General features: G+C 66.1%; 23 protein-coding genes. 15 read left to right on the top strand and 8 right to left on the bottom strand.

What is annotated here, in order from left to right; translation table 11 throughout:
* Window positions 1-12: 12 nt before the first annotated feature.
* From ihfB to lhpI, 3 genes are read left to right on the top strand one after another with little or no spacing between them, the layout of a single operon-like run.
* Entirely contained in the window at window positions 13-297 is a 285-nt protein-coding gene (ihfB, locus tag BIWAKO_RS05960; protein WP_043231503.1) for an integration host factor subunit beta, read from the top strand.
* A gap of 49 nt (window positions 298-346) precedes the next feature.
* Entirely contained in the window at window positions 347-685 is a 339-nt protein-coding gene (locus BIWAKO_RS05955) for a LapA family protein (protein WP_069877752.1), read from the top strand.
* Window positions 686-699: 14 nt separating this feature from the next.
* A complete protein-coding gene (gene lhpI, locus BIWAKO_RS05950; protein ID WP_069877751.1) occupies window positions 700-1,650 on the top strand; it encodes a bifunctional Delta(1)-pyrroline-2-carboxylate/Delta(1)-piperideine-2-carboxylate reductase in 951 nt (316 codons plus the stop codon).
* A gap of 6 nt (window positions 1,651-1,656) precedes the next feature.
* Here the strand turns inward: lhpI and BIWAKO_RS05945 are convergent, their stop codons facing one another.
* Both BIWAKO_RS05945 and BIWAKO_RS05940 read right to left on the bottom strand, forming a co-directional pair.
* The gene (locus BIWAKO_RS05945; protein ID WP_069877750.1) at window positions 1,657-1,830 is read right to left on the bottom strand and encodes a DUF3309 family protein; all 174 of its coding nucleotides are present in this window, start codon (window positions 1,828-1,830) and stop codon (window positions 1,657-1,659) included.
* Window positions 1,831-1,943: 113 nt separating this feature from the next.
* Window positions 1,944-3,026 (bottom strand): Bug family tripartite tricarboxylate transporter substrate binding protein, encoded by a 1,083-nt coding sequence (locus BIWAKO_RS05940; RefSeq protein ID WP_201788610.1) that lies wholly within the window; start codon window positions 3,024-3,026, stop codon window positions 1,944-1,946.
* A gap of 62 nt (window positions 3,027-3,088) precedes the next feature.
* Between BIWAKO_RS05940 and mepA the strand changes: the two genes are divergently transcribed.
* Entirely contained in the window at window positions 3,089-4,036 is a 948-nt protein-coding gene (gene mepA, locus BIWAKO_RS05935; RefSeq protein WP_069877749.1) for a penicillin-insensitive murein endopeptidase, read from the top strand.
* Window positions 4,037-4,044: 8 nt separating this feature from the next.
* On the opposite strand, the gene BIWAKO_RS05930 is transcribed toward mepA, so the two are convergent.
* A complete protein-coding gene (locus BIWAKO_RS05930) occupies window positions 4,045-5,175 on the bottom strand; it encodes an extensin-like domain-containing protein (protein ID WP_069877748.1) in 1,131 nt (376 codons plus the stop codon).
* A 321-nt stretch (window positions 5,176-5,496) separates the two neighbouring features.
* Between BIWAKO_RS05930 and BIWAKO_RS05925 the strand changes: the two genes are divergently transcribed.
* Window positions 5,497-6,741, top strand: coding sequence for an amidase (locus BIWAKO_RS05925; protein WP_069877747.1), 1,245 nt, complete (start codon window positions 5,497-5,499; stop codon window positions 6,739-6,741).
* Between the two features lie 331 nt (window positions 6,742-7,072).
* On the opposite strand, the gene BIWAKO_RS36505 is transcribed toward BIWAKO_RS05925, so the two are convergent.
* Entirely contained in the window at window positions 7,073-7,381 is a 309-nt protein-coding gene (locus tag BIWAKO_RS36505) for a hypothetical protein (RefSeq protein WP_069877746.1), read from the bottom strand.
* Between the two features lie 188 nt (window positions 7,382-7,569).
* Here BIWAKO_RS36505 and BIWAKO_RS05915 point away from each other — a divergent pair, with 188 nt between their 5' ends.
* From BIWAKO_RS05915 to BIWAKO_RS05905, 3 genes are all read left to right on the top strand, one after another.
* Complete coding sequence (locus tag BIWAKO_RS05915; protein ID WP_069877745.1) at window positions 7,570-8,562, top strand: Tim44 domain-containing protein; 993 nt, start codon at window positions 7,570-7,572, stop codon at window positions 8,560-8,562.
* A 207-nt stretch (window positions 8,563-8,769) separates the two neighbouring features.
* Window positions 8,770-9,576 (top strand): 4-hydroxy-tetrahydrodipicolinate reductase, encoded by an 807-nt coding sequence (dapB, locus tag BIWAKO_RS05910; RefSeq protein WP_069882214.1) that lies wholly within the window; start codon window positions 8,770-8,772, stop codon window positions 9,574-9,576.
* Between the two features lie 10 nt (window positions 9,577-9,586).
* The gene (locus BIWAKO_RS05905; RefSeq protein ID WP_069877744.1) at window positions 9,587-10,210 is read left to right on the top strand and encodes an alpha-ketoglutarate-dependent dioxygenase AlkB family protein; all 624 of its coding nucleotides are present in this window, start codon (window positions 9,587-9,589) and stop codon (window positions 10,208-10,210) included.
* On the opposite strand, the gene BIWAKO_RS05900 is transcribed toward BIWAKO_RS05905, so the two are convergent.
* From BIWAKO_RS05900 to BIWAKO_RS05890, 3 genes are all read right to left on the bottom strand, one after another.
* Entirely contained in the window at window positions 10,211-10,831 is a 621-nt protein-coding gene (locus BIWAKO_RS05900; RefSeq protein ID WP_069877743.1) for a trimeric intracellular cation channel family protein, read from the bottom strand. It lies immediately after the preceding gene.
* A gap of 3 nt (window positions 10,832-10,834) precedes the next feature.
* Window positions 10,835-11,455 carry a nucleotide exchange factor GrpE gene (grpE, locus tag BIWAKO_RS05895; protein WP_069882213.1) on the bottom strand — a complete coding sequence of 207 codons (621 nt, stop codon included), beginning with the start codon at window positions 11,453-11,455 and terminating at the stop codon, window positions 10,835-10,837.
* Between the two features lie 88 nt (window positions 11,456-11,543).
* Window positions 11,544-14,363, bottom strand: a complete 2,820-nt coding sequence (locus BIWAKO_RS05890; RefSeq protein WP_069877742.1) for a [protein-PII] uridylyltransferase — start codon at window positions 14,361-14,363, stop codon at window positions 11,544-11,546.
* Window positions 14,364-14,650: 287 nt separating this feature from the next.
* Here BIWAKO_RS05890 and BIWAKO_RS05885 point away from each other — a divergent pair, with 287 nt between their 5' ends.
* From BIWAKO_RS05885 to BIWAKO_RS05870, 4 genes are all read left to right on the top strand, one after another.
* Window positions 14,651-15,625, top strand: a complete 975-nt coding sequence (locus BIWAKO_RS05885) for an aliphatic sulfonate ABC transporter substrate-binding protein (protein WP_244523621.1) — start codon at window positions 14,651-14,653, stop codon at window positions 15,623-15,625.
* 29 nt (window positions 15,626-15,654) lie between these two features.
* Window positions 15,655-16,482, top strand: coding sequence for an ABC transporter permease (locus BIWAKO_RS05880; protein ID WP_084651178.1), 828 nt, complete (start codon window positions 15,655-15,657; stop codon window positions 16,480-16,482).
* Between the two features lie 12 nt (window positions 16,483-16,494).
* Window positions 16,495-17,277, top strand: coding sequence for an ABC transporter ATP-binding protein (locus tag BIWAKO_RS05875; RefSeq protein WP_069877740.1), 783 nt, complete (start codon window positions 16,495-16,497; stop codon window positions 17,275-17,277).
* A gap of 97 nt (window positions 17,278-17,374) precedes the next feature.
* A complete protein-coding gene (locus BIWAKO_RS05870) occupies window positions 17,375-17,884 on the top strand; it encodes an OsmC family protein (RefSeq protein WP_069877739.1) in 510 nt (169 codons plus the stop codon).
* Here BIWAKO_RS05870 and BIWAKO_RS05865 read toward each other — a convergent pair whose 3' ends face one another.
* Entirely contained in the window at window positions 17,885-19,069 is a 1,185-nt protein-coding gene (locus BIWAKO_RS05865) for a DNA recombination protein RmuC (RefSeq protein ID WP_069882211.1), read from the bottom strand. It lies immediately after the preceding gene.
* Window positions 19,070-19,185: 116 nt separating this feature from the next.
* Between BIWAKO_RS05865 and BIWAKO_RS05860 the strand changes: the two genes are divergently transcribed.
* From BIWAKO_RS05860 to truA, 3 genes are read left to right on the top strand one after another with little or no spacing between them, the layout of a single operon-like run.
* Entirely contained in the window at window positions 19,186-19,704 is a 519-nt protein-coding gene (locus BIWAKO_RS05860; RefSeq protein ID WP_069877738.1) for a peptide deformylase, read from the top strand.
* A 35-nt stretch (window positions 19,705-19,739) separates the two neighbouring features.
* Window positions 19,740-20,669, top strand: coding sequence for a methionyl-tRNA formyltransferase (fmt, locus tag BIWAKO_RS05855; RefSeq protein ID WP_069877737.1), 930 nt, complete (start codon window positions 19,740-19,742; stop codon window positions 20,667-20,669).
* A 55-nt stretch (window positions 20,670-20,724) separates the two neighbouring features.
* Window positions 20,725-21,462 (top strand): tRNA pseudouridine(38-40) synthase TruA, encoded by a 738-nt coding sequence (gene truA, locus BIWAKO_RS05850; RefSeq protein ID WP_069877736.1) that lies wholly within the window; start codon window positions 20,725-20,727, stop codon window positions 21,460-21,462.
* Window positions 21,463-21,465: the final 3 nt, after the last annotated feature.

Genomic DNA, 21,465 nt, shown 5'->3' with positions numbered 1-21,465 from the left:
TATATTGGACACATGATAAAATCTGAACTCGTTCAACGCATCGCCGAGCGCAACACTCACCTCTACCAGCGCGATATCGAGAACATCGTCACGGCTATCCTCGACGAGGTCGTCAAGGCGCTGGGGCGAGGGGACCGTGTCGAACTGCGCGGCTTTGGTGCATTCTCCCGCAAGGCCCGCGCCGCAAGGGTCGGCCGCAATCCTCGCACCGGTGATGCGGTCGAGGTCGAAGAGAAGTTCGTGCCCGTCTTCAAGACCGGCAAGGAGCTTCGCCAGAGGCTGAACGGCAAGCACTGACATCCGGTCGGATGTCGGGCCTGGTCGTGCGGCACGCGAGGAAAAACCCATGAAAGCTTTCTTCAAGGCGCTGATCCTTGTGCCGGTCGCCTTGGCGATCGTCCTCTTCTCGATCGCGAACCGGGCTCCTGTGCGCGTCTCGCTCGATCCGTTCAGCCGCGACGCGCCGACGCTGGCCTTTGATCTGCCGCTCTTCGCGGTGGTTCTCGCCGCGATTGCCGCCGGCGTCCTGATCGGCGGCCTCGCCTCTTGGATCGCTCAGGGCAAGTATCGCAAGGCGGCTCGGCGCAATCGTCGCGAGGCCGAGGCTCTGCGCAGCGAGGCGCAGTCATTGCGGGCCGCCGTGCCCGATTCCGCCCTGCCGGCTTTGACCAGCCGCAACAGCTGATTGACGAAGGACAGATGCGCGTTATCCCAGCGGCGGAGATCGACCGCCTTCTCACCTTCCCCGCCTTGATCGATGCGCTGGACGGAGCCTTTCGCGGCGACATCGTCACGCCTGTGCGCCATCACCACGAGATCGAACGGCCGGCCGATCACGCCACGCTTCTGCTGATGCCGGCCTGGACCGGGCCGACCGCGCCGGAGGCTTTCCTCGGCACCAAGGTCGTCACGGTCTATCCGTCGAACGGCTCGCTGAGCCTGCCGAGCGTGATGGGCACATACTTGCTCATGAACGGTTCGACGGGCGCGCCGCTTGCCGCGCTTGATGGCGCGCGCCTCACGGCCTGGCGGACGGCTGCGGCTTCCGCGCTTGCCGCGCGTAAGCTCGGGCATCCCCATGGCAAGCGCATGCTGATGGTCGGGTCGGGCGCCCTGGCGCCGTTCCTGATCAAGGCGCACAGCTCCGTGCGCGATTTCGAGGATATCGCCATCTGGGGCCGCCGGCGCGAGGGAAGCGAGGCGGTGGTAGAAGCCCTGGCCGCGGAGGGGATCACCGTGCGCGTCAGCGACGACCTGGAGGGCGACGCACGGCAGGCGGACCTGATTTCCTGCGCGACTCTTTCACGAGAGCCCATTGTCATGGGCCGCTGGCTGAAGCGCGACGCCCATCTCGACCTCGTCGGCGCCTTCAATCTGTCGATGCGCGAGGCCGATGACGAGGCACTGCACCGTGCGCGCGTCTTCATCGATACCGAGGCCGCCCTGAAGGAGGGCGGGGACGTTGCGGTCGCGATCAAGGCCGGTGCCTATGAGGCGGACAAGGTCGCCGGCACGCTGGCTCAGCTCTGCCGCGGCGAGGTCGCCGGGGCCAATGAGGATGGCGAGATCACGCTGTTCAAGTCGGTCGGCACCGCGATCGAGGATCTGGCTGCGGCCATGCTGGTCTGGCACCTCGCCAATTCCAGCTGAAGCCCGTCAGACACGGACGGGCACGCCTCCGATTGCACCAAGTAGCCAAAGCACCAGCACGACCATCAGAACGGCGCCGACGACACCGCCGAGGCCGGCATTGCCGTAGCTGCGATGGCCATAATACCCGCCGCCGCCAAGCAGCAGGATGACCAGCAATACGATGACAAGAGTGGACATGACGCGCTCCCTTTCTCATGTGAAGCGCGCCGCCGGGGCGCGCCGTCTGTGAGGGGAGAACGTCCCGCCGGTGCTCAGGGTTCCAAACCGGCGATGCCTGGCGTGCGAAGGATTTACTCGACCTTGACGCCGACTTCTCGGATCAGGTCGCCCCATTTCCTCATCTCGACCTGAAGGAACGCGCCGAGCTCTGCCGGTGTGTTGCCGACGGGTTCTGCCGCCAGCAGGTCCATCTTGGCACGAAGCGCCGGATCGGCGAGCCCGGCCTTGGTGTCGGCGTGGATCTTGTCGATGACGGCCTGCGGTGTCCTTGCCGGCGCGAAGAGCGCGAACCAGGAGGAGACATCGAAGCCCGGAACGACCTCGGCAATCGGTGCGAATTCCGGAGCAGATGCCGAGCGCTTTGCCGTGGTGATGCCGAGGCCGCGGATCGAGCCCGAGCGGACATGCGGGAGGGCCTGGGTGATGTTGTCGAAGATCAGGTCGACCCGCCCGCCGATCAGGTCCTGCGTTGCTTGCGCGGTTCCGCGATAGGGCACGTGGACCATCTTGGTGCCGGTCAGTTTCTGGAACAATTCGCCGGAGAGATGGACCGAGGTCCCGACGCCGGATGAGGCATAGGTCAACTTGCCGGGATTGGCCTTGGCATAGGCGACGAGCTCGGCGGTGTCCTTGACCGGGAGATCCTTGTTGACGACCAGCAGGTTCGGCACCAGCGCGACCATGGTGATGGGGGCAAGATCCTTGGCCGGGTCGTAGTTCAGCTTGGCGTAGAGATACTGGTTCGTCGCCATGCCGACGGAGACGATCAGGAAGGTGTCGCCATTGGGCTCCGCCTTGGCGACGACATCGGTGCCGATATTGCCACCGGCACCGGGTCGGTTCTCGACGACGATATTTGTGCCCCATGCCTGACCCAGCTTGTCGGCGACGAGGCGCCCAAGCACGTCCGTCGCACCCGCTGGCGGGAAGGGCACGACGAGTTTCAGGGTTCGGCCCTGCGGCCAGGAGCCTTGTGCGAAGCTCGCCTGACCGGGCAAGGCCAGGCTTGCACCAAGCCCTCCAAGCAGCGCGCGGCGGTCGATCGTGGCGTCCGTCATCAGCGTCATCTCCTCCCCTTGGCGCGCGATCTTGTTCTGGGCGGGGGCCCGATCGCTGCGCGACCAAGGCTGCAACCTCCCGTAGGCGTTGTCCATGCCCGGCGCCTGTGACGCTTCTCTCGCTTGACCTCGTCCGGAAAACCCGGCGTTCTCGGGCAATGCACCGTCCGAATCGTCCGCTCCTGGCCTTCTCCGTCTTGCTCCTGGCCGCGCTGACTGCGCCGGTCGTGCATGCGCAATCGACTGCGGAGGAGGAAGCCAAGCGCCGGGCTGCCAATATCGCGGCCTTTCCCGAGGCGGCGCGCGCCCTGTTCGGGCAGAAGACGACGCCGGCCAGCATGCAGGCCCGTGCCATCGGCTCCTATGCGAGGGGGTGTCTCGCCGGTGCGACGGCGATGCCGGTCGACGGCGAAAGTTGGCAGGTGATGCGGCTGGCCCGGAACCGCAATTGGGGCCACCCAGCGCTGATTTCCTATCTGGAGGCGCTCGCCCGCAACGTCCCCAGGATCAACGGCTGGCCCGGCCTGCTGGTTGGCGACATCTCCCAGCCGCGCGGCGGCCCGATGCTGACCGGCCATGCTTCGCACCAGATCGGCCTCGATGCCGATGTCTGGCTCACGCCGATGCCGAAGCAGCGCCTCGACAGTGACGCGCGCGAGAATATGTCGGCGGTGAACATGGCGCGAGCCGACTGGCGCGATGTCGACCCGAAGAACTGGACGCCCGCCCATACCAAGCTGATCAAGTCCGTGGCTGCCGAACCGCGTGTCGAGCGCATCTTCGTCAACCCCGCACTCAAGGTTGCATTGTGCCGCGAGGCCGGTGCGGATCGCTCATGGCTCGAGAAGGTCAGGCCGATGTGGGGCCATAACTATCATTTCCATATCCGGCTGAGCTGTCCGGCGGGAATGGAGGGGTGCTCCGGCCAGGAGCCGCCGAATTTTGGCGACGGCTGCGGCGCGGAACTGACCGGCTGGGTCGAGCGGCAATACAAGGCGATCTTCAATCCGCCCAAGCCGCGCCCGGGACCGAAGCCCAAACCGAAGCCGCCGATGTCCCTCGATGCACTGCCGGCTGAATGCCGGCAGGTGCTGGTTTCGCGCTGACGCTGCTCTCAGTAGCGCCGGCCGCTGCCGGTCGGCGCCCGGCCATAGGCAAAGGGATCGTTGCCTGGCGAGATCTGAGGCTGTGCCTGCTCCTCGCCCTGCATGTCCAAGACGCCGTTGCCCTCGTCATCACCGACGATCAACTCTTCGGTCGGGGGGACCGAGCCTGGCAGCATCAGCGGGCCTTGGGCAGCGCTCGGTGGCGTTTCCGGTCGGTAGCGCGGCGGGTTGAGCGGCTGCGCGTCGAGGTAGCGTCGCTGCGCATCGAGGCTCTGGCCGCCCTGATGGTTTGCGACGGGATAGCCACTGTAGACCGCACCGGGGGGGCGCAAGCCGTCGCTGGGCTGCCGCAACATGCTGCCTGAGCCACCTGCCACCATGGGCGGAAGGTTGTCGCGCATGGACTTCTGCGCGGTCGTGTAGGTGCGTGCCGGGTCCGGCGGCGGCAGGTTGTAGTTCGGGGTGTACTTGATCACCGGCTTGCAGATCTGCCGGCCCTTGGCGTGGCGCGCCAGATCGATGTGGAAGTGATCGTAATGGAACATGTCCGCACCCGGCCCGAGCACGGTCGAAAACTGCTGGCAGGCGCCGACGAAAACTTCGCGCAGGAAGGCCTGCTCTTCGGGCGAGCCGTGCCAGCCGTCCTTGACGGTGATGTTGCGCCCGTCATTCAGCCGGAAGGAGAATACGTCGACGGCATTGCCGAAGGCATGCTCGGATGTGCGGCTGGTGCCGGTGCCGTTGTTCATCGCACGACAGGAATAGGAGCCTGCCCTGAGCTCGATCACCTGGGCGCCGAGGACGTTCTGCGCCGCTGGCTGCACCACTTCGGCCAGCCACTTGTCGGTGGTGGCGACGATGGGGCACCCGAGCGTGGCATTGCTGGTGAGGTGAACCGAACCACCCGAGAAGGCGGAGACACGGAGCGGCCTGGTCATGCCGCAGGTGCCCGGCCCGTCGATCGGCTTCTCGCGCAGGCTGACATAGGACGAGAGCGGGACCTGACGGGAGGCCATGCAGGCGGCTTCCGCCTGGTCCCGCCAGGCGGCGCGCTGTGCTTTCTGGAACTTGCCGCAGCCGGCAAGGCCAGTGGCGCCGATGACGCCGAGCGCGAAGAGGGCGAGATGAACGCGTCGCATGACCGATCAAATGCGACCCGTTTGGTGAACGGTTTCTCAACCCAGTGAGCCCTGTACGCCACAGGCGGATTAACTTTGGAGCGGCGGTTAACGAGTGGTTAGCGGGCCAGTCCTGCCCGACCTAAGGTGATCCGGCGCATCGACGCCATGCGCCAAGGGGGATGTCCGGCGGTATCGCAGCGCGCTGAAATCGTGCCAGCATCTGCTCTAAGCATCGGCCCCTAAAAGTGGAATGCGGCTTTCGGGAAAGCCGATGCAGACACAGGTGATTGGATCATCGATCCGACGATCCAACCCAAGCCAGCCCTTCGAGGATCTCGCATGCTGTCCGTTCGCGCCATTGCCCATCAGGTTTCCAGCGGCGCCGTGAGCGCGTCTGCCGCGCTGGCCGATTGCGCCACGCGCATCGCTGCCAGGGAGCCGGACATTCGCGCCTTCGCCAGTCGGTCCGAACGGCTGCAGCCCGGCTCCGGCCCGCTCGCCGGGGTCGCATGTGGCGTCAAGGACATCATCGACACCGCCGACCTGCCGACCGGCATGGGCTCACCGATCTATGATGGCTGGCAACCGCGTGCCGACGCGCCGATCGTGATGGCGCTCAAGGCCGCCGGGGCGACAATCGCGGGCAAGACCCACACCACCGCCTTTGCCTTCCTCGACCCGGCGCCGACGCGCAATCCACACGATCTTACCGCGAGCCCGGGAGGGTCGTCGGCAGGTTCGGCGGCGGCGGTCGCGGCCGGTATGATTCCTTTGGCGATCGGCACGCAGACCGGTGGCTCTGTCATTCGCCCCTCGTCCTATTGCGGTGTTGCAGGTATCAAGCCGTCCTATGCGTTGCTGCCGACCGTCGGCATCAAGCCCTTCTCCTGGTCGCTCGACACCGCCGGGCTGATGGCAGCGAGCGCCGACGATCTGGGTTTTGCACTCGCAGCCCTGACGGGGCGGCCTGAGCTGGACGCTGACACGGCGAGGTTGGCGGGCTTGAGGATCGGCGTGACGCGCCAGCCCTTTGCCGGCGAGCCGGAGGCGGGTTCCGAGGCCGCGCTGGCCGCGGCGCTCGCTCTTGTCGCGAAGGCGGGAGCGACCGTGGTCGAACTCGCGACGCCGCAGGCTCTGGTTGAAGCCTTCCACGCCCATGGCCCGCTGCAGGATTTCGAGGCCGCGCAGGCGCTCTCCTGGGAGTATCGCAACCATCGCGGCGTGATTCCGCCCAAGCTCTCGGCCTATCTCGATGCGGCGGGAGCCGTTTCGCCGATGCAGTACGACGAAGCCCGTGCGTTATCGCGCCGCGGGCGTGATGCCTGCCGTGACCTCTTCGCCGGGGTCGACGTCGTCTTGAGCTATGCCGCGCCGGGCGAAGCGCCGGATACGCTGGGCTCGACCGGCGATTCCCGCTTCAACCGATTGTGGACATTGCTCGGCACGCCATGCCTGACGATTCCAGTGACGACGGGGCCTCGCGGATTGCCGGTGGGGGTTCAGATCATCGGTCGTTTCGGCGCGGATGAGCGCGTCATTGCTGTGGCGAAGGCCTTGGAAAGACTTGTTGCCTCAAGGAGATGATCTTCTTTGTCCACAAATCAAATCAATGCTTTAATGAACTGTTAGGGATACAATAGGTTCTGCCACGCTGCCGTCACGGCGCAGCCCCCTTGCGGCCATCGTCAGTTCTGCTAGCTTCGGTGACAGGTCAATGACAAAGGAGGATGCGATGAGCCTCACGCTGAGTCTCGACCGGTTGGCGATGGGCGCGGCCTTTGTGTTCATGATCGCCATCGTGTTGGGTGCGTTCTGACTGCCGTCAGTCTTAAGTCGAATGGACCACAAGAGCGTTTGAAAAAGACGCCGTCGAACAAGGGTTCGGCGGCGTTTTTCTTTTGCCGGAATGGGCCGATCAGCTTTCCGGGCAGGGGTTATCCGTGACCCGCCAGGACATCATGTTGATGACCCGGCCGCATTCGGCGAGCCGCCGCCCCTGCGTCGTCTTGATGCAGGCGGTCAGCCCTTCCGCAATCTTCCGACCGTCGCTCCAGCAGAAGCAGAGCGGCTCGGGCGCCTGCGCGAGGCGTGGTGGGTCAAGAGCTACAGCTGCTTCCCCCGCTCTCGATGCTGCGAACGGGGCAAGTGTGAGCAGCGTGGCAAGGGCGAGGCAGCGCAGCGCGTGCGATGCTTTCTGGCGCGGCCTCCGTGACATCCGGATCATGGCACACTCCTTCGCCGGCCCGCGCACGGGCGATTGGGCGAATGAGCCAGTTTAGCACGGCTCCGGGCCTCACATGAAACATTGATTATTATTTTGGCTCACGCGCTTGGCCACCCCGACCTTGCGCAAGGGCAGGGCGCGCGCCATATTTCCCGGCAGCGAGCCCAAAGGGGGCTCCGGGAGGAACCATGTCACTGATTTCACTTGCTCGGCGTGGCCGGGTCGTCGCCGTGGTCGCTGGTGCGCTTTTGCTCGTTCCCGTGCTGGCCGAGGCTCGTCCTGGCGGCGGCAAGGGTTTCGGCAGCCGCGGCACGCGTACCAATTCGGCTCCGGCCCCGACGAACACAGCGCCGACGGGCGCGCAGCCTTTCCAGCGTAGCGCTGCTCCGGCGCCGTCTCCGTCTATGGCAGGTCCGGCCGCTGGCGCGGCGGGTGCTGCCGCACAGGCGGCGCGTCCGTCCATGGCACGTAACCTGATGATGGGTGTCGGCGCCGGCCTGCTCGGCGCGGGCCTGTTCGGCATGCTTTCGGGTTCGGGCTTCTTCAGCGGGCTGGCTTCGCTGGCCGGCATCTTCGGGTTCCTGCTGCAGATCGCGCTGATTGGCGGCCTGATCTTCCTTGCGATGCGCTTCTTCCGTCGCCGGTCCGAGCCGCAGCTCGCCACCGCTGGCGGACCGATGTCGCGTGAGGCTTCCCAGCCTCAGCCGAGTCCGCGCATGTCTGCGATGGGCGGCCTCGGTGGCGGCGCGCCGCGCGCGGCGTCCAAGCCGGTCGAGATCACGCTCGCAGGCGAGGATTTCAGCAGCTTCGAGCGGCTGCTCGGCGAAGTGAACACGGCCTATTCGAATGAGAACCAGCAGGTCCTCCGCGAGAAGCTGACGCCCGAGATGGCCGGCTATTTCGCTGATGACATTGCCGAGAACGCCGCCAAGGGCCTGGTTGACCGGGTTTCCGACGTCAAGCTGCTGCAGGGCGATCTCTCGGAAGCCTGGCGCGAGGACGATTTCGAGTACGCAACCGTTGCGATGCGCTTCAGTCTGATCAACGCGCTGACCGAGCGCGCCACCGGTCGCATCGTCGAGGGCAACGCGACCGTCCCGCAGGAGGTCACGGAACACTGGACCTTCGTGCGCTCGCGCGGCGGTGACTGGAAGCTCTCGGGCATCCAGCAGGCTGCCTGACGCGACAGGCATCATAGCAAGGATCGACGGCCGGGGAGCTTCCCCGGCCGTTTTTCGTTTCGGCGCCGTGCAGGCCGGCCTTGTCCATCTTCCGGGGAGCGCCTCTGCTGCGGTACGTAGGCAGAGTGGTTTCGCGGGATGCGGCGATGCTCTATAGCCGCTGCGTCACCATCCCCGACTGGTCAGGAGCTTCCCCTCATGAGCGACATGCGTCTCGTCGTTGTCGGCGCCGCCGGGCGCATGGGGCGAATGCTGATCAAGGCGATCACCGAGGCCGAGGGCTGCACCGTTTCGGCCGCGATCGAGCGTTCCGGCTCCGCAGCGCTGGGGCAGGATGCCGGCATTCTGGCGGGCTTGCCGGCACTGGGCGTGCCGGTGACCGACGATGCGCTGCCGGCCTTCGTCGAAGCCGAGGGGGTGCTGGATTTCACGGCACCTGAGGCCACGGTCGCTTTTGCGGCCCTCGCCGCGCAGGCACGCATCGTCCATGTCGTGGGAACCACGGGCATGGGGCCGGTCCATCTCGCCAGGCTCGAGGCGGCTGCACGCCATGCTGCGATCATCCGCTCCGGCAATATGAGCCTCGGCGTGAACCTGCTGGCAGCCCTGGTCCGCAAGGTTTCTGCCACGCTGGGTACGGACTGGGATATCGAGATCGTTGAGATGCATCACCGGATGAAGGTCGATGCGCCATCGGGCACGGCGGTGCTGCTCGGCGAGGCCGCGGCACAGGGACGGGACGTCTCGCTCGCTGAGACCCGCATCGCCTCGCGCGATGGCCATACCGGCGTCCGCCCGCCGGGCGCGATCGGGTTTGCTGCGCTGCGCGGCGGCACCGTCGTGGGCGACCACAAGGTCATCTTCGCTGGTGCGGGCGAGCGGCTGGAACTGGCGCATGTCGCCGAGGACCGTGGCCTGTTCGCGCAAGGCGCGGTCAAGGCGGCGCTCTGGGGCAGGGCGCGCAAGCCCGGCCTCTACTCGATGGCTGACGTCCTCGGCCTTGATACGCTGTGACGGCGCGCTCGTGACCAGGCTTGCCGTGGCTCCCGGCGTGTTTCATTGGCCGGGCTATCTTTCACCCCAGGCGCAGGCGGCGCTACTGGCCGAACTGCGCGAAGTTGCCCGGCAGGCGCCATTCTTCTCACCGCGAATGCCGAAGACGGGCAAGCCGTTCTCCGTGCGAATGACCAATTGCGGCTCGCTGGGATGGGTGTCGGATCTGGCCGGCTATCGCTACCAGCCCGAGCATCCCGAGACAGGCGCGCCCTGGCCGCCGATGCCGGCCGTGCTGCTCGACGCCTGGCGTGCGCTTGCCGGCTACCCGCACCCTCCCGAGGCCTGCCTGGTCAATTTCTACGAGGCGAGCGCGAAGATGGGCCTGCACCAGGATCGTGACGAGCTGGAGTTCGATGCGCCGGTACTGTCGCTATCGCTCGGCGACACGGCGGTCTTCAGGATCGGCGGCACGGAACGCGGCGGCAAGACCCTCTCGCTGAAACTTGCCTCGGGCGATGCATTGCTCTTCGGTGGCGAGGCACGCCTCGCCTATCACGGCATCGACAGGATTCTGGCGGGCTCGTCAGCCCTGCTGCCGCAGGGGGGGCGGATCAATCTGACCTTGCGGCGTGTGACGAAGCCCGGCGGCTGATCAGGCAGAGCCTGAGCCGGGCAGGCTCGGAAACGACCAGCCGAGCAGGATCGAGCCGGCGCGCAAGCCAAATCCGGCTGCTATGCCCCCCAGCATCACCAGGAGCGGGCTGACGCCGAGACCGGAGAGGATCGCCGTCATGGTTGCGCCGGTCGCTGCCGCCGTAACGTAGAAATCCCGGCTCCACAGCACCATCGGCCTGTCGCCGGCGAGGATGTCGCGCAGGATGCCGCCGAAAGAGGCGGTCACGGCTCCCAGCGCCACCGCCGAGAGGACCGGGACGCCGGCCATCAGCGCCTTCTGCGTGCCGACGACCGCGAAGAGGGCAAGCCCCGCGGCATCGGCCCAGACGAGCATGCGCTTGCCCATCCAGCCATCAAGCATGCCGGGGCGAAAATAGGCGGTTGCCCAGGCGGCAAGCGCGACGATGGTGCAGACGATCACGTCCGACGGCGCCTGCACCCAGCCGACGCCGCGGTCGAGCACGAGATCGCGCAAGGTGCCGCCGCCGACGCCGGTAACGGTCGCAAGCAGGATGAACCCGAAGGGATCCATCCCCTTGCGGACCGCGACCAACGCTCCCGTCAATGCGAAGACGGCAACGCCGGCAGCCTCCAGCACGGTTCAGTGGCCTGTATTGGTGTCGCCGCCGGCCTCGGCCGAAGGCGCCTTCGGAGCGCCGGCGGAGACGCCGACCAAGGCCGGCCGGAGCACGCGCTCGCCGATCTTGTAGCCGGTCTGCACGACTTTCGAGACAAGGCCCTTGGCGATGCCGGCGTCGGGCGCCTCGAACATGGCCTGGTGCAGATGTGGGTCGAACTTCTCGCCATGGGGATCGATGCGGCGCACGCCGTGGCGTTCCAGGGTCTTCAGCAGTTCGCGTTCGGTGAGCTCGACACCTTCGACCAGCGCCTTCAGAGCCGCTTCGCCCTCGGTGCGAGCGGTCTCCGGCAGGCTCTCGAGCGCGCGGCGTAGATTGTCGGCCGAACCGAGCAGGTCTCGCGCAAAGCTCGTCACCGCATAGGCCTTGGCGTCGGCAATCTCTCGCTCGGTGCGCCGACGCAGGTTCTCCATGTCGGCCAGGGTGCGTAGCAGCTTGTCCTTGAGGTCGTTGCGCTCGGCCTCGACCTGCCCGAGCTGGGCTTCGAGCCCGGACTCGAGTGGGGCCGGCTCGTTTGCCTCTTGGGCGGCCATCTGGGCGGCCATGTCCGGGTTCGGTTCGTCGGTCGCAGGGTTCCGCGTCATCGCCTCATCCAATTCAAATCATGGGGCTGGTCGTCACTCGGGAGCGCGACAGCGTTCGAGGCCGATATCGGCCTTGTGGTCGGCGAAATCAAGCGCGGGCGGGCACGCGCGTCTTTCCGCCCTGCGCCTTCTCGTGGTCAAAGGCGAAAACCTCCAGCAGTGCCTTGCGGATGCTGAGCTGCCGCGCCGTGCCCGTGATCTTGGCGTTGGTCAGGTCGGTCACGTAGAAAACGTCGACGGCCTTCTCGCCGAACGTGGCGATATGGGCCGAGGCAATATTGAGGTTGAGCTTCCCGATCGCGGTGGTGAGATCGTAGAGCAGGCCCGGGCGGTCGAGGCCGGAAACCTCCAGAACAGTGTGCCGGGTCGAGAGCACGTTGTCGATGATCACCTCCGGCGCGACCTGGAAGGTGGCGCCGCGCGGCGGCGGCGCGCGGCGCTGCGCCACCAGATCGGCGATCTTGATCTCGCCCTTCAGCGCCCGTTCGATCGCGGCGGCAATGCGGCCGGCCCGGCGCAGCTCGTCGTCATCGCGCTCGAAAGCGCGCGAGATGAAGATCGTGTCGAGCACGAGGCCGTCGGTGGTCGTGAAGATCTGGGCATCGACGATGTTGCCGCCGGCCGCGGCGCAGGCGCCGGTGACGATGGCGAGCAGGCGCGGATGGTCGGGCGCCAGAATGGTCAGCTCCGTGATGCCGCGGAACTGGTCGGTCTCGACCAGGGTTGCCGTGGTGCGTCCTTCCGCTTCGGCCCCGCGCAGGAAGCGCGCCTGCTTCTCCTGACGCGGCAGGTCGACCTTGATCCAGTAGGCCGGGTAATGACGCGCGAGATAGGCCTCGCGTTCCTCCTCGTTCCAGTCGGCCAGCGCCGCCCTCAGCGCATCCTGTTTCTGCTCGACGCGCGCGCGTCGCTCGATGCCGGAATGACCGCCGGCCAGGACGATTTCGGTCTCGTAGTAGAGCGTCCGCAGGAGTTGGCCCTTCCAGCCGTTCCAGACACCGGGCCCGACCGCTTTGATATCGGCAACCGTCAGGATGAGGAGGAGCTTCAGCCTTTCGAGGGTCTGCACCGTGGCCGCGAAGCTCTCGATCGTCTTGGGGTCGCCGAGGTCGCGGCTCTGGGCGACGGTCGACATGTCGAGATGGTGCTGGACCAGCCAGGCGACGGTCTCGGTCTGGGCCTCGCTGAGCCCGAAGCGTGGACAAAGCTTGCGCGCGATCCGGCTCCCGGCTTCCGAATGATCTTCCGGCTTGCCCTTGGCGATATCGTGCAGAAACAGCGCGACATAGAGCGCGCGACGATTGGTGATGGTCGGGAAGATAGAGTTCGAGAGCGGATGCTCGGCTTCGAGCGCGCCGGCCTCGATTTCGGAGAGAACGCCGATCGACCGGATCAGATGCTCGTCGACGGTGTAGTGGTGATACATATTGAACTGCATCATCGCGACGACGCGCCCGAATTCGGGCACGAAACGGCCGAGCAGCCCGGATTCGTTCATGCGGCGCAGCACGGCTTCCGGCGAGCGCCGTGACGTCAGGATGTCGAGAAAGATCCGGTTCGCCTCGCGATCGTTGCGCAAATGCGACGTAACCAGCTTGAGCGACTGCGTCACCAGCCGGCTTGCATCGGGATGAATGGCAATGTCGTTCCGGCTGGCGATTTCATAGAGCCTGAGCAGGTTGATGGGGTCGCGCTTGAAGGCGTCGCCGTCAACGACGTTGAGCCGCTGGCTTTTCAGCGTGAAATCGGGGTGGCCGAGCGCGCGCACCTGCCGCCGCTTGGTGAAGGTGCCGAGCAGGCTCGACAGGCTCGCCCGCGGCTTCTGCTGGCGCGCTTCCAGGGCAGCGCAGACGATCGCGGTCAGGTCCCCGACATCCTTCGCGACCAGGAAATAGGCCTTCATGAAGCGCTCGACCGGGGCCTGGCCGCTGCGACCGGCATAGCCGATCGCCGTCGCCACCTGCCGCTGCAGATCGAAGGAGAGGCGTTCCTCGGCCCGACCTGTGATGAAATGCATCCAGCAGCGCACCCGCCAGAGGAACTCCTCCGAGCGCTGGAACATCAGCAGTTCCTTGCGGTCGAACAGCCCGGCCGTGACCAGTTCATCGGCGTCATGGACGCGGTAGGCGTATTTGGCGATCCAGAACAATGTGTTGAGGTCGCGCAAGCCGCCTTTGCCGTCCTTGACGTTGGGCTCGACGAGATAGCGCGATGATCCGGCGCGGCGCACGCGCGCTTCGCGTTCGGCGAGCTTGGCCTCGGTGAAGGCGGGGGCCGAGCCCTCGACCACTTCGCCGTCGAAGCGCTGCACCATCTCGTCGAAGAGCGCCCGGTCTCCGGTGAGGAAGCGGGCTTCGAGCAAGGCGGTGCGGATCGTCATGTCGGCACGCGCTTCGCGGATGCAGTCGTCGACCGAGCGCACGGAATGGCCGACCTTCAGCTTCAGGTCCCAGAGCGGATAGAGCATTGCCTCGACCACGCTCTCGCCCCAGGCCGTCTGCTTGTGCGGGAACAGGAAGAGCAGGTCGACATCCGATCCGGGCGCCAGTGTACCGCGGCCATAGCCGCCGACGGCGACGACCGCGATCCGCTCGGAGGAGGACGGGTTTACGGCAGGGTAGAAGTGCTCGCTCGCCGCCACATGCAGGCAGCCGACGATGCCGTCCATCATCGCGGACAGGCGCTGGGCACAGGCGAGGCCATTGCGCTCCGCGCTCAGGATTTCCTTGGCGGACGCGTGGCCTTCCTCGAGTGTATGGCGCAGGCAGGCGACCAGTTCCTGCCGCAGATCGGCGGCCGATGCCTTGCGCATCTTGCCGGCCAGCCGGGCAACGGCTGCGGCAGGGTTCGCCAGCACGTCCGCGAGGGCAAAGTAAGGGGCATCGGCGCTGATCGACACGGACGGCATGACCTTCGGATATCGCGCAGGACGGCTTCCAACCAAGCCGCTCGTAACATGGTGACGGGATTCCCAGAAACCAGAAATTACACGTAATAAAATGTGCAATATATCATTTAACAGACCGCCCGAGTTTGTTTGACAAACAGAACGATCGGACCTAGAAAGAGGACACGCGCCGATTTGAGCCACCAGCTTGCGGGCGCGAAACAAGTGCAGCTAAAGCGTGGGGTAGGACAGGCTCGACCTCTCCCGATCCCTTCGCGTCACCGAAATGGGGATCGACAATGAACGTCATCAAGGCAGTCAGCCGCCGTCTTGTGCTCGCCGGGCTTGCCGCGGCCGGTGCAGGCCTGGGCGCACTCAGCGCCAATGCCCAGGCGCCGAAAGAAATCCGTATCGATTACGCCACCTACAACCCCGTCAGCCTGGTGCTGAAGGAGCGTGGCACGCTGGAGAAGGCACTCGCTCCCGAGGGCATCACGGTGCGCTGGGTGCAATCCGCCGGATCGAACAAGGCGCTCGAATTCCTCAACGCCGGCTCGATCGATTTCGGTTCGACGGCCGGCGCGGCCGCCTTGATCGGCAAGATCAATGGCAACCCCATCAAGTCGATCTATGTCTATTCGCGGCCTGAATGGACCGCGCTGGTCACAGGGGCCAAGAGCGAGATCACGAGGGTTGCCGATCTCAAGGGCAAGCGCGTCGCCGTCACCCGCGGCACCGATCCGCATATCTTCCTGGTGCGGGCACTCGCCGAGGCCAAGCTGACCGAGAAGGACGTCAAGCTCGTGCTGCTTCAGCATGCCGATGGTCGCCTCGCGCTTGAGCGCGGCGATGTCGATGCCTGGGCCGGGCTCGACCCCCTGATGGCTGCCGCCGAGATCGAGAGCGGTGCAAAGCTGTTCCACCGGAAGGCCGAGGACAACACCTGGGGCATCCTGAATGTCCGCGAGGCCTTCGCCAATGAGCATCCGGCACTGGTCCGTAAGGTGCTGGCCGCCTACGAGGAGGCCCGCGCCTATGCGCTGGCCAACCGGGCTGAGCTGAAGAAGGTGCTCGTCGACTATACCAAGCTCTCCGACGCGGTCATCGAGCGCCAGCTTACCCGCACCGAACTGACCCATTCCGCGATCGGGCAGGCCCAGGCCGACACCATCCTTGCTGCTGGCCTCGCACTCAAGGAAGCAGGCGTCCTGCCGGCGACGACCGACATCAAGGCGGTCGTCGACAACCTGCTCGATCGTCGCTTCGCTGCCGCCAGCAACTGAGTCCGGACGAGCAGACGCAAGCCGGAACGATGAGCACGCTGGGACTCGATACGGCTGCCGAGGGTAGGGTGCAACCGGATGTCCTCCGGAAACCCCGCAGCCTCGGTTTGGCTGGCCTGCTGCTGCCGCTTCTTCTGGCTGCTCTCTGGGAGTTCCTGGTTGGTGCCGGCTTGGCCAACGGCCGTCTGATGCCGCCACCGAGCGTGGTCGGCAAGACACTCTGGCAACTCGCCGTCTCGGGCGAGCTCCTGACCCATGCATCGGCCACGCTCTGGCGTGTTGCCGCCGGCTTCGGGCTGGGAGCGGCTGTCGGCACGCTGCTCGGCGCGCTGACGGGCGCCCTGCCTCTGGCGCGCAGCGTGCTCGATCCGACCTTGCAGGCTCTGCGAGCGATCCCCTCAATTGCCTGGGTGCCGCTCTTCATCCTCTGGTTTGGCATTTTCGAAGCATCGAAGGTCGCGCTGATCGCCGTCGGCGTGTTCTTTCCCGTCTATCTCGGCGTGGCGGCGGCGATCCTCTCGACCGACCGCAAGATCATCGAGGTTGGGCGCGTCTTCCGGCTCGGCCGCTTCGCCATGGTGCGGCGGGTGCTGCTGCCGGCGATTCTGCCCGCCTGGTTCACCGCTCTGCGCTCGGGCCTCGGCCTTGGTTTCATGTTCGTGGTTGCGGCCGAGATCATGGGAGCGAGCGAGGGCCTTGGTTATCTGCTCGTGGACGGCCAGCAGCTTGGCCGTCCCGACACCATCATCGCGGCCATCATCGCCTTCGCCGTGCTCGGCAAACTGGCGGATGGCCTGCTTCTCGCCATCACGCGGCCCTTCCTCGCCTGGCAGGATCTGGGTCGCGACAAGCTCTGAAAGGCATCCTTGATGCTGAGCTTCGACAGCCTCTCCAAAACCTATGCCGACGGCACACAGGCACTGTCTGCCGTCACCGCCACCGTGGCCGCCGGCGAGATCCTCGCGCTTGTCGGCGGCTCCGGCTGCGGCAAGACCACCTTGCTGCGGCTCGTCGCCGGGCTGGACCAACCAAGCGCCGGCCGCGTCAGCCTCGACGGCGAGGCGATCCTGGCGCCACGCGCCGATGTTGGCGTGATCTTTCAGGAGCCACGCCTCTTCCCCTGGCTCAGTGTCTCCGAGAATGTCTCCTTCGGCCTGTCGCATCTGACGCCCTTCGCACGCGAGGGACTGGTCGCGAATGCGCTCGTGCGTGTTGGGCTCGCCGGCTACGAGAAGCGCTGGCCGCGCGAACTGTCGGGCGGGCAGCAGCAGCGCGTCGCCATTGCGCGCGCCCTGGTGACACGGCCAAAGCTGCTTCTGATGGACGAGCCCTTCTCGGCGCTCGACGCTACGACGCGGGCAAGCCTGCACGGCCATCTGCTGGCGCTCTGGGAGGAAAGTCGGCCGACTGTCGTCATGGTCACTCACGATGTCGAGGAGGCGGTGACATTGGCCGATCGCATCATCGTCATGCAGCCGAACCCTGGCCGCATCTTCGATGAATTCGACAATCCTCTCGCCCGTCCGCGCGACAGGCTCTCTCCAGCCTTCGAGGCGAGCAAGCGCGAGGTCCTGCGCACTCTCGATCGTTCCCTCACGGACGGAGAGCCGCATCAGCACAAGGCCGCCGAGACCGCAGGCATGTGGTGGTGAGGCGCGAGACGCCGATGCCGGGTTGGGACTGGCCCCGCGTCGGCGACAAGCTTATCACGGCAGCACATCGCCGCTCGTCTGAAGAAGGTTGAGAACCATGGACGTCACCGCGCTTCGCGCCCTCCAGGCTCCGCTCAAGGACAAATACCGCGAGGCGCCTGACGCTGCGGTAATCACGCTGAAGGCCCGTGGAGAACTCGACGACCAGCATATCGCCTGCAAGGTCGAGACCGGCCGCGCGATCGCCCTGGCCGGGCTGCACCCGGCGACCGGCGGAACCGGTGCCGAGCTCTGCTCCGGCGACATGCTGCTCGAGGCGCTGGTCGCCTGCGCCGGCGTGACGCTGAAGGCGGTCGCGACCGCCCTTGAAATCGAACTGAAGAAGGGAACTGTCAGGGCCGAGGGCGATCTCGATTTCCGAGGCACGCTCGGCGTCGTCAAGGATGCGCCCGTCGGCTTCAAGGCGATCCGCCTGTCCTTCGACGTCGAGAGCGACGCCCCACAGGACAAGCTCGACACTCTGCTCAAGCTGACCGAGCGCTACTGCGTCGTCTTCCAGACGCTGAACGTCAAGCCGGAGCTTTCGGCCGTGCTCAACCGCGGCTGATCACTCGGCAGCCTTCAGCTCCAGCCCCTTGGCGAAGGGCAGCGTCGGCTCGCTCTTCGCCGGTTCATCGAATTCGAGCGCGCCGATCTTGTCTCCGCGGCTGGTGATCTTGCCGGCCGAGGTGCGGATGCCGGCGACATCCTCCTGCGCCTGGCGGAAATGCTGGTCGAGCTTTTCGGCCCGTTCGCCGAGCCGGCGGACATCGGTCAGCAGCCTGCCGACCTCGGTCTGGATGACGCGAGCCTCCTCGCGCATGCGGGCATCGCGAATGAGCGACTGCATCAGCTGGATCGCCAGGGCGAGCAGGGATGGCGACACGACCGTGATGCGGGCGCGATGGGCCTTCTGGATCACGTCGTCGAAATGCTCGTGCAGGTCGGCATAGATCGATTCGGACGGCACGAAGAGCAGGGCCATGTCCTGCGTTTCGCCGGGCACGAAATAGCGCTCGGCGATATCCTTGACGTGCTGGCCGACATCGCTGCGCACGCGCACGCCTGCTGCCTTCTTCGCCTCGTCGCCACGCGCCTCGCGCAGCATGGTGAAGCTCTCCAGCGGGAACTTGGCGTCGATGACGAGGCCACGCCCGTCTCCCGGCAGGGTGACGAGGCAGTCCGGCCGGTTGCGGTTCGAGAGCGTCGGCTGGAAGGAGAAGAAGGCGGCCGGCAGCCCGTCGCGGATGATCGCCTCCATCCGGCCCTGGCCATAGGCGCCACGTGCCTGCTTGTTGGAGAGCACGTCCTTGAGGGTTACCACTTCGCTGGTCAGGTCGGTCAGGTTCTTCTGGGCGGCGTCGATGACCGCAAGCCGTTCCTGCAGCTTGCCGAGACTCTCCGTGGTCTGCCTGACGTTCTGCTCGAGCCCGGAGCCGACCTGCTGGCGCAGACCGTCCATCCGCTCGGCAACAAGGCGGGCGAGGTCGGCCTGCCGCGTCGAGAGAATCTCGGCCATCGTCTGCATCCGGCCCGTCAGCTCGGCCTGCATGCGGTTCATCTCGGCGACCTTGTCGTCCATCTCGCGGGCGCGTTCGGCGGCGACGACGGCTTCGATCGCCCGCCCGCGTGAACTGCGCCAGAGCGACAGCGCGACGAGCACAAGCAGAAACAGGCTGCTACCGGCGAAGGCAAGCGCGGCCTCGCTCCAGGTGACCGGCCGCTCGAGCAGTGTGAAGGCAATTCCGTTCATGACCGCAGAGTAGCCGATTCGCGTGCACATGCCGAACGAAAGCGGAACGGTTTGACCACCCGCCAACAAGTGCTTATGTCCGCGGCGTCAGCAAGAAAAACCGGTTCGAGCGCCCTATGGCCATTCGCCCTCTCGTCATCCTGCCCGATTCAGTTCTGCGCCAGGTCTCGAAACCTGTCGAGGCCGTCACGCCCGAGATCAAGGCGCTCGCCGCCGACATGCTCGAGACCATGTATGACGCGCCCGGCATCGGCCTGGCCGCGATCCAGATCGGCGTGCCGCTGCGTCTGCTGACGATCGATCTCGCCAAGCCGGAGGAGGAGAAGGCGCCGATGACCTTCATCAATCCGGAGATCACCTGGTCTTCCAAGGAGCTGAACATCCATGAGGAAGGCTGCCTTTCGATCCCCGAATATTACGAGGAGGTCGAGCGTCCGGCGCGGGTGAAGGTTCGCTATCTCGATCTCGACAGCAAGGTGCAGGAGATCGAGGCGGACGGCCTGCTCGCCACCTGCCTGCAGCACGAGATCGACCATCTCAATGGCGTGCTCTTCATCGATCACCTGTCGCGGCTGAAGCGCGAGCGTGTCACCAAGCGCTTCGCCAAGGCGGCGCGTCGCGACAGCGCGGCCTGAATGATCCTTATCGATCAGAAAGCGGCGCTGTTCGCATGAGTTTGCGCGTCATCTTCATGGGCACGCCGGATTTCGCCGTGCCGACCCTGACCGAGATCATCGGCCAGGGCCACGAGGTTGTGAGTTGCTACACCCGCGCCCCGGCGCAGGCCGGTCGTGGTCTCGATCTGAAGCCGTCCCCGGTGCATCGCGCCGCCGAGCGCTTCGGCATCCCGGTGTTCACGCCGAAGACGTTGAAGACCGACGAAGCTGCCGAGGTGATCGCCTCGCACCAGGCCGACGTCGCGGTGGTCGTCGCCTATGGCATGATCCTGCCGCAGGCGATCCTTGATCTGCCGGACCTGGGCTGCCTCAACCTGCACGCGTCGCTTCTCCCGCGCTGGCGCGGCGCTGCCCCGATCCAGCGGGCCATCATGGCGGGCGATGCCGAGAGCGGCATCTGCGTCATGAAGATGGAGGCGGGGCTGGATACCGGCCCGGTCGGCATGGTCGAGAAACTTGCGATCGGTCCCGATATGACGGCCGGCGAACTGCATGATCGGCTGGCTTCGCTCGGCGCCGACTTGATGGTGCGCGCCCTGGCCGCGCTCGGGCGTGGCGGGCTGCAATTCACCCCGCAACCCGTTGAGGGGGTGACCTACGCTGCCAAGATCGCCAATGCCGAGGCGAAGCTGGACTGGGCGCGGCCAGCGCAGCAGGTCCATGACCTCGTGCGCGGGCTCTCGCCCTTTCCAGGCGCCTTTGCCGAGGTCGATCTCGGAAAGGGGCCGGAGAGGCTCAAGATCCTGCGTACGACACTGGCTGGCGGCGCTGCCGAGCCGGGCACGCTGCTGGATGGTGAGGGCACGATCGCCTGCGCCGAGGGGGCTGTCAGGCTGCTTCAGGTTCAGCGCGCCGGCCGAGCGCCCATGAGCGGGAGCGAATTCCTGCGTGGGGCGCGCCTCGATCCCGGCCATCGGATCTAGGGCGCCCGATGATGTCGCCAAAAGTCCAATTCCCAGTTTTCGGCATCATGATCTGATGCCCCGGTACAAGCTCGTCATCGAGTATGATGGAACGCCGTTCTCGGGCTGGCAGCGTCAGCTCAACGGCCCGTCCGTTCAGCAGAGCGTCGAGGAAGCGGTCGAGGCCTTTTGTGGTCATGCCGTCCGCCTGCACTGCGCCGGGCGCACCGATGCCGGCGTCCATGCGACGCATCAGGTCGCCCATGTCGACCTGGACAAGGAGTGGCGCACCGATGTCGTGCGTGATGCGAGCAATGCCCGCCTGAAGCATCTTCCGGTCGCGGTCCTGAGCGCCGAGGCGGTGTCCGACGAATTTGATGCGCGCATCTCGGCCAGGCGCCGCTATTACATCTACCGCATGCTCGACCGGCGCGCACCGCCGGCGCTCGATCGGGACCGACTCTGGCATGTCCCCTTCAGGCTTGATCATGAAGCCATGGACCATGCTGCGAAGGCGCTCGTCGGCCACCACGATTTCACGACATTTCGGGCCGCCGAATGTCAGGCGAACGGGCCTGTTCGGACGCTCGACCGGCTCGATGTGACGCGCGAGGGTTCGGAGATCGTGATCTACGCCCATGCCCGCTCCTTCCTGCATCATCAGGTCCGCTCGATGGTCGGCTGTCTGAAGATGGTGGGGGCGGGGCGCTGGCCTGAAAACAAGGTCGGCAAGGTGCTGGCCGCGCGCGACCGTTCGCAATGTGCGGCGCTTGCTCCTTCGTGCGGGCTCTATCTCGCCGGCGTCGATTACTGAGCC

It is taken from the genome of Bosea sp. BIWAKO-01 (genome assembly GCF_001748145.1).
GTDB lineage: Bacteria > Pseudomonadota > Alphaproteobacteria > Rhizobiales > Beijerinckiaceae > Allobosea.
Note: the sequence above shows the minus strand (reverse complement) of the source record. Positions and strands in the feature narration are given on the sequence as shown.

Excerpts from the sequence above, each read along its gene's own strand:
- mepA (WP_069877749.1), top strand. The coding sequence starts at position 3,089 with ATGCACCGTCCGAATCGTCCGCTCCTGGCCTTCTCCGTCTTGCTCCTG.
- BIWAKO_RS05890 (WP_069877742.1), bottom strand. The coding sequence starts at position 14,363 with ATGCCGTCCGTGTCGATCAGCGCCGATGCCCCTTACTTTGCCCTCGCG.
- BIWAKO_RS05940 (WP_201788610.1), bottom strand. The coding sequence starts at position 3,026 with ATGGACAACGCCTACGGGAGGTTGCAGCCTTGGTCGCGCAGCGATCGG.
- BIWAKO_RS05925 (WP_069877747.1), top strand. The coding sequence starts at position 5,497 with ATGCTGTCCGTTCGCGCCATTGCCCATCAGGTTTCCAGCGGCGCCGTG.
- BIWAKO_RS36505 (WP_069877746.1), bottom strand. The coding sequence starts at position 7,381 with ATGATCCGGATGTCACGGAGGCCGCGCCAGAAAGCATCGCACGCGCTG.
- BIWAKO_RS05880 (WP_084651178.1), top strand. The coding sequence starts at position 15,655 with ATGAGCACGCTGGGACTCGATACGGCTGCCGAGGGTAGGGTGCAACCG.
- BIWAKO_RS05870 (WP_069877739.1), top strand. The coding sequence starts at position 17,375 with ATGGACGTCACCGCGCTTCGCGCCCTCCAGGCTCCGCTCAAGGACAAA.
- BIWAKO_RS05930 (WP_069877748.1), bottom strand. The coding sequence starts at position 5,175 with ATGCGACGCGTTCATCTCGCCCTCTTCGCGCTCGGCGTCATCGGCGCC.
- ihfB (WP_043231503.1), top strand. The coding sequence starts at position 13 with ATGATAAAATCTGAACTCGTTCAACGCATCGCCGAGCGCAACACTCAC.
- BIWAKO_RS05875 (WP_069877740.1), top strand. The coding sequence starts at position 16,495 with ATGCTGAGCTTCGACAGCCTCTCCAAAACCTATGCCGACGGCACACAG.
- BIWAKO_RS05860 (WP_069877738.1), top strand. The coding sequence starts at position 19,186 with ATGGCCATTCGCCCTCTCGTCATCCTGCCCGATTCAGTTCTGCGCCAG.
- BIWAKO_RS05945 (WP_069877750.1), bottom strand. The coding sequence starts at position 1,830 with ATGTCCACTCTTGTCATCGTATTGCTGGTCATCCTGCTGCTTGGCGGC.
- BIWAKO_RS05865 (WP_069882211.1), bottom strand. The coding sequence starts at position 19,069 with ATGAACGGAATTGCCTTCACACTGCTCGAGCGGCCGGTCACCTGGAGC.
- grpE (WP_069882213.1), bottom strand. The coding sequence starts at position 11,455 with ATGACGCGGAACCCTGCGACCGACGAACCGAACCCGGACATGGCCGCC.
- BIWAKO_RS05955 (WP_069877752.1), top strand. The coding sequence starts at position 347 with ATGAAAGCTTTCTTCAAGGCGCTGATCCTTGTGCCGGTCGCCTTGGCG.
- dapB (WP_069882214.1), top strand. The coding sequence starts at position 8,770 with ATGCGTCTCGTCGTTGTCGGCGCCGCCGGGCGCATGGGGCGAATGCTG.
- truA (WP_069877736.1), top strand. The coding sequence starts at position 20,725 with ATGCCCCGGTACAAGCTCGTCATCGAGTATGATGGAACGCCGTTCTCG.
- fmt (WP_069877737.1), top strand. The coding sequence starts at position 19,740 with ATGAGTTTGCGCGTCATCTTCATGGGCACGCCGGATTTCGCCGTGCCG.
- BIWAKO_RS05915 (WP_069877745.1), top strand. The coding sequence starts at position 7,570 with ATGTCACTGATTTCACTTGCTCGGCGTGGCCGGGTCGTCGCCGTGGTC.
- lhpI (WP_069877751.1), top strand. The coding sequence starts at position 700 with ATGCGCGTTATCCCAGCGGCGGAGATCGACCGCCTTCTCACCTTCCCC.